Genomic DNA, 11,943 nt, shown 5'->3' on the forward strand with positions numbered 1-11,943 from the left:
GGCGACATGAGCGCTGACCGGTCCGCCCTCCGGCGGGCCATCGAGCGCGGCGAGCAGGACGGCGGCGCCATCGAGTTCAAAGAGCGGCTGACGCGGGAGGTCCACCTGGCCGACGGGCGTATGGAGTCGCTCGTGGCCCAGCTCCGCCACCGCGTGCTCTCCGGCGACGGCGAGGCGACCTACGTCCTCGGCGTCACCGACGACGGCGGTTTGGCCGGGATCACGCCCCAGAGCTTCTCCGAGACGATGGACGTGTTGTCGCTTCTGGCCGACGAGGCGGACGCCCACATCGCCGACGTCGAGACGTGGAGCGCCGGCGACGGGGGCGACGCCGAGGAGGCGGGGCTGGTCGGGCTGGCCACGCTCCGCGACGGCGGCGTGTTCGAGGCCGACGAGGACCACCTCGTGGTCGGCACCGCCGGCCACGTCGACCACGGGAAGTCGACGCTCGTGGGCACGCTCGTCACCGGGCGCGCTGACGACGGGCAGGGCGGCACGCGCGGCTTCCTCGACGTCCAGCCCCACGAGGTCGAGCGCGGCCTCTCCGCGGACCTCTCGTACGCGGTGTACGGGTTCGCGGACGACACCGACGAGCCGGTCCGCATGGACAACCCGCACCGCAAGGCCGACCGCGCCGGGATCGTCGAGGAGGCGGACCGGCTCGTCTCGTTCGTCGACACCGTCGGCCACGAGCCGTGGCTCCGGACGACGATCCGGGGACTGGTCGGCCAGAAGCTCGACTACGGACTCCTCGTCGTCGCGGCCGACGACGGCCCGACGAAGACGACCCGCGAACACCTCGGGATCCTGCTCGCGACCGAGCTGCCGACGATCGTCGCGATCACGAAGGCGGACGCCGTGAGCGACGACCGGCTCGCCGCGGTCGAGCGCGAGGTCGAGTCGGTGCTCCGAGACGCCGGACAGACCCCGCTGCTCGTCGACCGCCACGGGGTCGACACCGCGGTCGCGGAGGTCGGCGACGGGGTCGTCCCCCTGCTGCGGACCAGCGCGGTGACGAAAGACGGGATCGAGACGCTCGATCACCTGTTCGAGCGCCTGCCGAAGCGCGCGACGCCAGACCGCGAGACCTTCCGGATGTACGTCGACCGGAGCTACAAGGTGACTGGCGTGGGGGCGGTCGCGTCCGGGACGGTGAACTCCGGGACCGTCGAGACCGGCGACGAACTCCTGCTCGGCCCCATGCCCGACGGCTCCTTCCGCGAGGTGGAGGTGCGGTCGATCGAGATCCGACTACCACCGGGTCGACAAGGCGACCGCCGGCCGCATCGTCGGCGTCGCGTTGAAGGGCGTCGACGAGGCTGAGATCGAGCGCGGGATGGCCCTGGTGCCCCGGGACAGCGAGCCGGAACCGGTTCGCGAGTTCGACGCCGAGGTGATGGTGTTGAACCACCCGACCCGGATCCAGGAGGGGTACGAGCCGGTGGTTCACCTCGAAACCGTCTCCGAGGCGGCCGCGTTCTTCCCGGAGAACGGACGGCTGCTCCCGGGCGACACGGGCCGAGCGCGCGTCCGGTTCAAGTTCCGGCCGTACCTGATCGAGGAGGGACAGCGGTTCGTCTTCCGCGAGGGGTCGAGCAAGGGCGTCGGAACCGTGACGGGTGTCGACGGGGCAAGAGAGGAAGCGTCGCCCGCCGATCGGTAACTCCCGAACCGAGTATGGTCTTCCATCGAGTACGCGCGCGAGTCACATTTGAGCAGCGGATACCGAACTTCGACCGTCGAACTCCGAATCCTGTCAGTCGAGTTGCTGATTCGGACGACGTTTGCGGGCATCGGGATGTACAAAAGGACAACACAGCGAACAGAGGTGACCATACGAACAGAGTGTCCCAAAATACTTATTAGAGAGAAACAAGAGTTCGGCTGTATGCGTCGACAACACACACAACGCATTTCGCGACGGAAGGTCCTCGCCGGCGGGGCAGCTGGCACCTCCCTCCTGCTTGCCGGATGTACCGGTGGCGGAGACGGTGGCGACGGCTCCGACGGTGGCGACGGCGGAAACGGCTCCGACGGCTCCGACGGCTCCGACGGCGGGAGCGCCCCGACCCTGTACTTCTCGCAGGTGAAGGGACCGCTCGACATGGACCCGATCGTCATGAACGACGTGCCGTCGGCCCAGATCACGGGGCAGATATTCGACGGTCTCTACGAGTACGGCGACGGCGTCGGCATCGAGCCGAAGATCGCGGCCGAAGAGCCGACGGTCGAGCGCGACGGCACGCGGTACATCGTCCCGATCCGCGAGGACGCCGAGTTCCAGAACGGCGACCCCGTCACCGCGGAGGACGTCATCCACACGATAACGGCCCCGGTCGAGGAGCAGACGGAGAACGCCTCAGAGGTCGACATGGTCGACACCGCGGAGGCGATCGACGAACACACCGCGCAGTTCGACCTGTCGTACCCCTATGGCGCGTTCACGATCGCCATGGTCCGCAGCGTCGTCAACGCCTCCGTCCGCCAAGAGGACACCGAGGCGTACAACCAGGACCCCGTCGGCTCCGGTCCGTTCCAGCTCGTCGAGTGGGAGCCGGAGGACTACGCGACCGTCGAGCGGTGGGACGACTACTGGGACAGCGATAACCTCCCGGAGATCGGTACGATCGAGTTCGACCCGATCGAGGAGCAGACGACCCGCGTCACCGAGCTGGAGACGGGGAACGTCGACATCATCGAGACGATCCCGCCGCAGCTGTACGAGACCGTCGAGGGGAACCAGAACGCCTCGGTCACGGAGTCGCCCGGCGTCGGGTACTTCTACCTCGCGTTCAACTGCGCCGACGGTCCGACGAGCGATCCGCTCGTCCGGGAGGCGGTCGACTACTGCTTCTCGATGGATCAGGCGGTCTCGAACTTCGTCGAGCCGTCCGGCGTCCGCCAGTACGCGCCGTACCCGTCCTCGATCTCCGAGGAGTGGGATTTCCCCGTCGACGAGTGGTCGAACATCCCCCACGATCAGGACCTCGAGGAGGCGCAGGCGCTGTTCGACGAGGCGGGCATTCCGATGGACTACGACTGGCGGATCATCGTCCCGCCGGACGACATGCGCGAGCAGATCGGCATCTCGATTGGCGACGGGCTTCAGAACGCCGGTTTCGAGAACGTCCAGGTCCAGCGGCTCGACTGGGGGACGTTCACCGAGGCGTACCAGAGCGACGACGGGCCGAACAGCGAGGACGACTACAACATGTACACGCTGGGCTGGTCCGGCTCCCCGGACCCGGACGCGTTCGTGTACAACCTGCTGAGTCAGGAGACGAACGGCGTCAACAACGGGACGTTCCACGAGTACGATGAGGCGTCCGAGATGCTGACGCAGGCCCGCGAGTCCGCCGACCGCGAGGAGCGCCGGCAGCTGTACATCGACGCGACGACGACGCTGCTCGAAGGCCGCGTCCACCTCCCGGCGTACAACCTGAACAACTCCTACGGCGTGCGCAACGTCGTGGAGGGCTTCAGCTCGCACCCGATCTCGTCGGAGGTTCAGGTGGACGACGTTACCGTGTCCCGGTAATTCGGGCGGAAAACGAACGCGACGAATCGAAACGGAAACGCGACGGATCGCGGCGCGGATACGGCCGTCCACGGCCGAACGCCAGCCCTTCGGGTGGCCATCGGTGCGTTCGGCGGCCGGCTGCGGCCACCGTCTTGATGCGTCGGCGGGAGCGAAACGGATAAGCGACAGCAAAGACCGAATCGAAGCAACGAGAGATCCACGACAGTGAGTTTACTTCGGTACACACTCCGGCGGTTCGCACAGGCGATACCCGTACTGATAGGTATCGTGACAATAACCTTCTTCCTGGCAAACCAGATCCCCGGCGACCCGGTCGAGATCATGCTGGGACCGACGCCGGCACAGGAGCAGGTCGAGGCGATCCGAGCCCGCTACGGTCTCGACCGCCCGATATACGTGCGGTACTTCACATACCTCAGCGGCGTCGCGACTGGGGATCTCGGGCTCAGCATCTACTACGACCGGCCGGTCCTCGAGATGATCATGCTCCGGCTCCCGGTGACGCTGCTGCTCATGCTGTCCGCGTTCGCGTTCGCGATCGTCACCGCGATCCCGCTCGGCGTCATCTCGGCGAAGCGGCGGAACGAGCCGGCCGACCACGTCTCCCGGATCGTCTCGCTGATCGGCGTCTCGACCCCGTCGTTCTGGATCGGGCTGGTGTTGATCATCGTCTTCGCGTTCTACCTCGGGTGGTTCCCCGCGCGGGGACTCGTCCTCCCGTGGGCCAACCCGGCGGACGTTCGGGGGGCGGCGACGCAACTGGAGGTGCTTCGGCAGTCGGCGCATCACCTCTTCTTGCCGATGATCGCGCTCGGGACGCTCCAGATGGCGCAGATCACGCGGATCGAGCGCTCGTCGATGGTCGACTCGCTTCAGGGCGAGTACGTCAAGCTCGCCCGGGCGTACGGCGTGCCCGAGTCGACGATCGTCCGCAAACACGCGTTCCAGGTCGCGCAGCTCCCGGTGATCACCATCATCGGTCTCGGGCTGTCGACCGCCCTCGGCGGCGCCGTCCTCACGGAGACCGTCTTCGAGATACAGGGGATGGGCCGGCTGATCATCACGGCGATCAACAACCAGGACTACGAGCTGATCATGGGGACGACGCTCGTGTTCGGGATCGTCTACGTGATCGGCGTCATCGTCACGGACATCACGTACAGCTACCTCGACCCGCGGGTCACCTACGGTGAAGACTGATGTCGATCAACAGCGCAACTTCGGACGACGACACGCCGGACGGAGGCGACGAGAGCGGCGGACCCGACGAGGTGGAAGCCCGGGTCGGCCTTCGATACACCCTGAAACAGGTCCGACAGGACACGACGGCGCGGATCGGGACCTACATCGTCGGGTTCATGACGTTCGTCGCGGTGTTCGCCGCGTTCGACTACTACGTCCTCAACTACGCGATCGCGGAGGCGGTGCTGTACAACCCGGAGACCGACCCGGATCAGGTGCGGCGCCTGCTCCCACCGGTCGGCATGGAGAACCAGTTCGGGCAGGGCGTGCTCGAACACCCGCTCGGCACCGACCACCGCGGCCGCGACCTGCTCTCCCGGACCATTTACGGGACCCGGATCGCGATGACCGTCGGGTTCCTCGCGACGGCCATCGGACTGGGCGGCGGCACCGTCATCGGCGCGGTCTCCGGCTACTACGGCGGCTGGATCGACGACGTGCTCCAGCGCGTCACGGAGACGATCTACGCGATCCCGTTCCTCGTCTTAGTCATCGCGTTCATGACCGCGTTCGGCCGGAACCTCACGTTCGCGATGATCGGCGTCGGGATCACGGCTATCCCCGTGTTCAACCGGCTCATCCGGTCTCGCGTGGTGTCCATCCGCGAGGAGGACTACGTCGAGGCCGCCCGGGCCGCCGGGGTGAAAGACCGGAACATCATCTTCCGGCACATCATCCCGAACAGCTTCGCGCCGGTGTTGGTCCAGGCGACGCTTCAGGTCGGGGTGAGCATCCTCATCGTGGCCGGTCTCTCGTTCCTCGGCTTCGGCGCGCAGCCGCCGACGCCGTCGTGGGGACAGATGCTGTCGGCCTCGCGGGGGTACATGCTCCCCGCGCCGACGTTCAGCATCTTCCCCGGAATCGCCATTCTGATCACCGTCATCGGCTTCAACATTCTCGGCGACGGTCTCCAGGACGCCCTCGATCCGCGGATAAACAACTGATATGAGCGAACCACTACTCAGCGTACGCGATCTCAAGACACAGTTCTTCACCGAGGACGGGACGGTCCGCGCCGTCGACGGCATCTCCTTCGACGTTCACGAGGGAGAGATCGTCGGGCTCGTCGGTGAGTCGGGCGCCGGAAAGTCCGTCGCGACCTCCAGTATCCTCCGCCTCGTCGACAGTCCCGGCGAGATCGTCGGCGGCGAGATCGAGTTCAAAGGCGAGACGATCTTCGGACTCGAAGAGGACGACGACGGCGAGTTACGACCCCGCGACGAGATGCTCACCGAAGAGGAGATGCGGAAACAGATCCGCGGCCGGGAGATCGCGATCATCTTCCAGGACCCGATGGAGTCGTTGAACCCCGTGTTCACCGTCGGGGGACAGCTCCGGGAGTTCATCGAGATCAACCGCGACCTCGACCCGGACGAGGCAAAGGAGGAGGCGATCGACATGCTCCGGGAGGTCGGGATCCCGGCGCCGGAGTCGCGGTACGACGAGTACCCGCACCAGTTCTCCGGCGGGATGCGACAGCGCGTGCTGATCGCGATGGCGCTCGCCTGTCAGCCCGACCTGATCATCGCCGACGAGCCGACGACCGCGCTCGACGTCACCGTCGAGGGCGAGATCCTCGAGATGGTGACCGACCTCCAAGAGAAGTACGGCACGTCGTTCATCTGGGTCACCCACGACATGAGCGTCGTCGCGGAGATCTGCGACCGCGTCAACGTGATGTACCTCGGCGAGATCATCGAGCAGGCCGAGGTGGACGACCTGTTTTACGACACGAAACACCCGTACACGTCGGCGCTGCTCGACTCGATGCCGCGCCCCGACCGGACGGTCGACGAGCTCAGGCCGATCGAGGGGGTGATGCCGGAGGCGATCGACCCGCCCTCCGGCTGTCGGTTCCACTCCCGGTGCCCCGAGGCCCGGGAAGTGTGCCGCGAGGTCCACCCCGAGCCGCGAGACCTGAGCGAGGAGGGCGAGGCGCTCCACACGGCCGCGTGCGTGAAACACGACGCGTTCGACGTGGGGTACGACGAGAGCCCGCCGATCGACACGCAGGCGACCGGCGGCTTCTCCGCCGGGTTCACCGAGACCGGAGGTGAGGCGGAATGAGCGAGGTCGGTCCGCCCGAGTCCGACCCCGAGGCGCTGCTCCAGGTTCGGAACCTCCAGAAGCACTTCGACAACGAGAGCGGGCTGCTGGCCGGCGTCGAGCTCGACGACGAGTTCCCGTACGTCTCCCGGTCGTCCTCCGACGTCCGCGCCGTCGACGGCGTGAGCTTCGACATCAAGGAGGGGGAGACCCTCGGTCTCGTCGGCGAGTCCGGCTGCGGGAAGTCGACGCTCGCGCGCACCGTCCTCCGGCTGCTCGAACCGACCGACGGGAGCGTCTACTTCCAGGGCGAAGACCTCGCGTCGCTGTCCGGCGAGCCGTTGCGGCGGATGCGGAAGGACATGCAGATGATCTTCCAAGACCCGCAGTCGTCGCTCGACCCGCGGATGAAGGTCGGCCCGATCGTCGAGGAGCCGATGAAGGCCCACGATATGCTCGACGAGGAGGGGCGCGAGGCGCGCGCGAAGGAGCTGCTGGAGAAGGTGGGACTTGACCCGCAACACTACAACCGATACCCCCACGCGTTCTCCGGCGGACAGCGGCAGCGCGTGAACCTCGCCCGGGCGCTGTCGGTGAACCCCGACTTCATCGTCTGCGACGAGCCGGTGTCGGCGCTCGACGTCTCGATCCAGGCGCAGGTGCTCAACACGATGGAGGAGCTACAGGAAGAGTTCGACCTCACCTACCTGTTCATCGCGCACGACCTGAGCGTCATCCGCCACATCTCCGACCGCGTGGCGGTGATGTACCTCGGCGAGATAGTCGAACTGGCCGACAAAGAGGAGCTGTTCGAGAACCCGAAACACCCGTACACGAAGGCGCTGCTCGACGCGATCCCGGTGCCCGACCCACGAAGCGGCGGGCGGAAGGCGCTTTTATCCGGCGACGTGCCGTCGCCGATCGACCCGCCGTCGGGCTGTCGGTTCCGGACGCGGTGCCCGAAGGTGATCCAGCCGGAGGCGTACGACATGACCGACGAGGCCTGGCGGAATGTCGTGGAGTTCCAGCGGGCAGTCGAGCGCCGGGCGTTCGAGGAGACGGATCCCGAGGTACTCCGAGACCGGTACTTCGACGAGGCGACGCCGAGCGGCGACGCGGGCACCCTGCTCGACGAGGCGCTCGGCCACATCGAGCGCGACGAGTTCGAGGACGCCGAGCGACTTCTCACCGAACGGTTCGCGGACGAGAGCGTCTGCGCGACGGCGAACCCCGCCTACGAGCTGGAATCGGAGCTGGGCGACGACCGCCACTACGCAGCGTGTCACCTGCGACGGGACGAGGCGGTCGCGAGCGCCGTCGACGAGCGCTCGCTCGACGGCGCGGCGCGTTCCGGCAGGCCGGAAGCCGACGACTGACCGCGCTCGCTTTTCTGCGGTTCGAGTCCCGGAGAAGCTGATCGCGGCGCGGCGCTCTCTGACGGCTACCGGATCCGTATCTGCGTGACGGCCTCGTGGCGTTCGTCGGCGTCGGGGACCGGGACGAACGCGGTGATCGTGTGGTCCCCGCGCTCGGCCCGGACCGAGCGATCGAGACCGTCGTCGTCGGTGCGGCGGAAGCGGCCGTTCCACGTGGCGGTCGCCCGCTTCGTCTCGCCGGCCCGGAGCGACAGCGCGGACTCGTCGGCGCGCACGTAGCGCCGCTCGTCGGTGGCCTCCGTGACGCCGTCGACCGCCCACCCCCACGAGCGGCGGGTGGACGTTGGGACCTCGATTGGGACCGGCAGGCGGTTTCGGATCGCGACGGTGATCGCGACCGGCTCGTCCGGCGCGTACTCGGCGGCGTCCGTGCTGACGGTCACCTCGATCGCTCGCCGCGCCACCGCCCGCGGCACCACGCGGCCGAGGGCGGTCGAGAGGTAGTTCTTCGTCTCGTCGAAGCCGGTGCGGTCCGTCTGACTGTCGTGGCGTCTGTCGACCATGTGAGTCTCTGAAAGCGGGAGATCGGAACGTCGGCCGCCGTTCGGGTCGCCGTACGCGTGTCGCGGTACTAAGCGTTCGGGTCAGCGTCGGGCGACGGCGCGGCGTCACCGGAACGCGACGGGCCGTCGTCGGCCACCGCGACGAGTTTCATCAGGGGGTAGCCGTCCTCCATCTCCATCCGAGTCTGGACCGCGACGCCCTCGTAGTCGATCCGCATCTCGACGTCCATCAGCGAGCCGGTGAGTTCGGTGTAACCGTTCTCGTGGTCGATGGCGTCGGCGACGCGGTCGTCGTGAATGGTCACGTCGACCGCCTCGCAGTACGGTTGGTTCTCGATTGCCTCCGCCATCGCGGACTCCAGGCTCCGCGCGCTCGACGGGCTGACGGGCGTGCCGGCGAACTGGTGGTACAGCGAGCCGAACTTGATCCCGGCCTCGAAACACGCCTGCTGGGCGTCGGTTGCCATGCCGGAACGCGGCCGCGAGCGGGCAAGAAGGTTCGGACGGGAAGCGGAGGGTGCGTGCCGAGATGTGGGAGGCGGCCCGCGGTTATCGGTCGGTGACGAGAGGGAGTATCCCGCCGTCGTCCCCGGAGTCGTCGTCGCTCGTGTTGTCGTCTCCGGAGTCGTCGTCAGTCGTGTTGTCGTCTCCGGAGTCGTCGTCAGTCGTGTTATCGCCGTCGTCGCTGGTACCCCCGTCGTCGCTCGTGTTTTCACCGTCGCTCGTCCCGTCGTCGGAGCCGTCGGAGTCAGTCGAGCCGTCGGCGCTCGTTCCGTTCCCCTGATGGATCCCCTCGTCGAAGATGTCTGTCTCGATCGTCTCCTCGTAGGTCAGCGCGTCCAGCGGGACGGTGAGCTCCTCGCCCGAGGGGAACTCGACCACCGCGTAGAACTCGATCCGGAGGTCGCTTACCTGGTGGCCGTTGTCCGACTCGTCGAGGTGGGTGACCCACCACTCGTCGAGGCGGTCGTTTCGGAGCGCAGTGGAGATTTCGACCGTCTCCGAGCCGTACGAGGGGATGACGTACTCCTCCTCAGTCGACCCGGAACCCATCTCAACGTCGTTCATCGTGACGTTGTAGCCGATCTCAGAGACCACGTACGGTTCGAGGTTGGGATTGTACACGTCGAACTCCATCTCGATCGGCGTCTCGGCGTCGCTCACGGTCCCCCAGCGGCCGCGCGTTTCGTTGACGTAGAGGACCGGGTCGTCGACCAGCGCCGAGTCGGCGTTGACCGGGCGGGTCTCGTCGGAGGTGAACGCGCCGATGAGGTCCGTCTCGATTTCGCGGGTGCGGGTGAGGTTCGCGCTCCGACCGAGGAGGTCCGAGGTGACCGTCGCGTCGATGGCGACGGTCGTCCGCTCGTCGTTCTCGACGTGGCTGGTCCACCACGGCGGGATCGCGTCGTTCTCCAAGGCCGTCTCGAACGCGAGCGAGGAGTTCCCCGAGGCGACGCCCACGCCCTCGCGACCGCCGGCCGCCATCTCGACGTCGTTCATCGAGACGGTGTAATTGATCGAGACGCCGTCGAGGCCGACCCCGATCGGGTTCGGGTTCGAGACGACGAGGTCGGTCTCGACGACCGTCGTCTCGTTCGTCACGTCGCCGAAGGAGTTGTTCACGGCGGCGACGCTCGGGACGCCGAGGGCGCCGAGCGCGAACGCCCCGCCGACCGCGGCAGCGACGACGAGCAGCCCGACGACGGCGATCCGGAGCTTCCCCGCAGTGAGCGCCGAGACGATGCCGGTCAGAGCCATATCGGCGTGTTTCGAGCGCCGGATAAAGTCGTGTCGCTCGGGAGTGACCGCGAACCGAAGGCGTTTGGTGCGGCGCGCGGAACGAGCGGGTATGAACCACCTCCGCGTCACGGGCGGGCGAGTGCTCCGACCCGACGGTCACGTCGAGCGGGCGGACGTCGCGGTCGACCGCGACGAGGGAACGATTCGGGCCGTGGGGTCGCCGAGCGAGGTCGACGAGGCGGTCGGCGGGACGACCGCCGAGACGCTCGACGCCGACGGCGGCCTCGTGATCCCGGGGCTCGTCAACGCGCACACGCACGTCGCGATGACGCTGCTGCGCGGCTACGCCGACGACAAGCCGCTCGGACCGTGGCTCCGGGAGGACATCTGGCCGGCGGAGGGCGAACTGACGCCCGATGACATCGAGGCGGGCGCCGAACTCGGCGCGCTGGAGATGATCCGGTCGGGGACGACCGCGTTCGCGGACATGTACTTCGCGATGGACCGCGTGGCCGAGGCCGTCGACCGCGCGGGGCTGCGCGCGCGACTCGGTCACGGCGTCGTGACGGTCGGGAAAGACGACGCGGACGCCCGTGCGGACGTCGAGGAGAGCCTCGCGGTCGCGCGCGACCTCGACGGCGCCGCGGACGGTCGGATCCGCACCGCGTTCATGCCCCACTCGCTGACGACGGTCGGGGAGGAGTTCCTCCGCGAGGGCGTCGCGGAAGCCCGCGAGGCGGGCGTCCCGATCCACCTCCACGCGAACGAGACGACCGACGAGGTCGATCCGATCGTCGACGAGCGCGGGGAGCGACCGATCGCGTACGCCGCCGAGGTCGACGCGCTCGGCCCGGACGACTTCTTCGCGCACGGCGTCCACGTCGACGACTCGGAGATCGACCGGCTCGCCGAGGCGGGGACCGCGGTCGTCCACTGCCCGGCCTCGAACATGAAGCTCGCGAGCGGGATGGCCCCGGTCCAGCGCCTGCGCGAGACGGGCGTAACGGTCGCGCTCGGCACCGACGGGGCGGCCTCGAACAACGACCTCGACGTCTTCGACGAGATGCGCGACGCCGCGATGCTCGGCAAGCTGGCCGCGGACGACGCGAGCGCGGTCCCCGCGGCGGCCGTCGTGGAGATGGCGACGCGGGGCGGCGCCGACGCCCTCGACCTCCCCGGCGGCCGGATCGAGGAAGGCGCGGCCGCCGACCTCGCCGTCGTCGACCTCGACGCGCCGCACCTGACGCCGGTCCACGACCCGGTCTCGCACCTCGCGTACGCGGCCCGCGGGAGCGACGTGCGCCATACGGTCTGTGACGGCCGAGTCCTCATGCGCGACCGCGAGGTTCTGACGCTCGACGCCGAGGCGGTTCAGGAGCGCGCCGCGACCGCCGCGAGCGACCTCGTTGACCGCGTCGAATCGGCGTAGCGCGCA

General features: G+C 68.0%; 9 protein-coding genes and 1 pseudogene. 7 read left to right on the top strand and 3 right to left on the bottom strand.

Annotation, left to right across the window (positions count from 1 at the left end):
- The first annotated feature begins 6 nt into the window (after positions 1–6).
- From ACODNG_RS08220 to ACODNG_RS08245, 6 genes and pseudogenes are all read left to right on the top strand, one after another.
- Positions 7–1,663 (top strand): annotated as a pseudogene (locus ACODNG_RS08220) (GTPBP1 family GTP-binding protein).
- Positions 1,664–1,888: 225 nt separating this feature from the next.
- Complete coding sequence (locus ACODNG_RS08225; RefSeq protein ID WP_434520918.1) at positions 1,889–3,538, top strand: ABC transporter substrate-binding protein; 1,650 nt, start codon at positions 1,889–1,891, stop codon at positions 3,536–3,538.
- Positions 3,539–3,745: 207 nt separating this feature from the next.
- A complete protein-coding gene (locus ACODNG_RS08230; protein WP_434520919.1) occupies positions 3,746–4,741 on the top strand; it encodes an ABC transporter permease in 996 nt (331 codons plus the stop codon).
- Complete coding sequence (locus tag ACODNG_RS08235) at positions 4,741–5,727, top strand: ABC transporter permease (protein ID WP_434520920.1); 987 nt, start codon at positions 4,741–4,743, stop codon at positions 5,725–5,727. Before ACODNG_RS08230 ends, ACODNG_RS08235 begins: the two co-directional genes overlap by 1 nt.
- Before the next feature lies 1 nt (position 5,728).
- Positions 5,729–6,850 (top strand): ABC transporter ATP-binding protein, encoded by a 1,122-nt coding sequence (locus tag ACODNG_RS08240; RefSeq protein ID WP_434520921.1) that lies wholly within the window; start codon positions 5,729–5,731, stop codon positions 6,848–6,850.
- Entirely contained in the window at positions 6,847–8,205 is a 1,359-nt protein-coding gene (locus ACODNG_RS08245; protein ID WP_434520922.1) for an ABC transporter ATP-binding protein, read from the top strand. Before ACODNG_RS08240 ends, ACODNG_RS08245 begins: the two co-directional genes overlap by 4 nt.
- A gap of 65 nt (positions 8,206–8,270) precedes the next feature.
- Here ACODNG_RS08245 and ACODNG_RS08250 read toward each other — a convergent pair whose 3' ends face one another.
- The 3 genes from ACODNG_RS08250 to ACODNG_RS08260 form a co-directional block, all read right to left on the bottom strand.
- Positions 8,271–8,768 (bottom strand): hypothetical protein, encoded by a 498-nt coding sequence (locus ACODNG_RS08250; protein ID WP_434520923.1) that lies wholly within the window; start codon positions 8,766–8,768, stop codon positions 8,271–8,273.
- 68 nt (positions 8,769–8,836) lie between these two features.
- Positions 8,837–9,235, bottom strand: coding sequence for a dihydroneopterin aldolase family protein (locus ACODNG_RS08255; RefSeq protein WP_434520924.1), 399 nt, complete (start codon positions 9,233–9,235; stop codon positions 8,837–8,839).
- 82 nt (positions 9,236–9,317) lie between these two features.
- Positions 9,318–10,526, bottom strand: a complete 1,209-nt coding sequence (locus ACODNG_RS08260; RefSeq protein ID WP_434520925.1) for an LEA type 2 family protein — start codon at positions 10,524–10,526, stop codon at positions 9,318–9,320.
- Positions 10,527–10,617: 91 nt separating this feature from the next.
- Between ACODNG_RS08260 and ACODNG_RS08265 the strand changes: the two genes are divergently transcribed.
- Positions 10,618–11,937, top strand: a complete 1,320-nt coding sequence (locus tag ACODNG_RS08265; RefSeq protein WP_434520926.1) for an amidohydrolase — start codon at positions 10,618–10,620, stop codon at positions 11,935–11,937.
- Positions 11,938–11,943 lie beyond the last annotated feature (6 nt).

Source organism: Halorubrum sp. AS12 (assembly GCF_051122765.1).
GTDB lineage: Archaea > Halobacteriota > Halobacteria > Halobacteriales > Haloferacaceae > Halorubrum > Halorubrum trapanicum.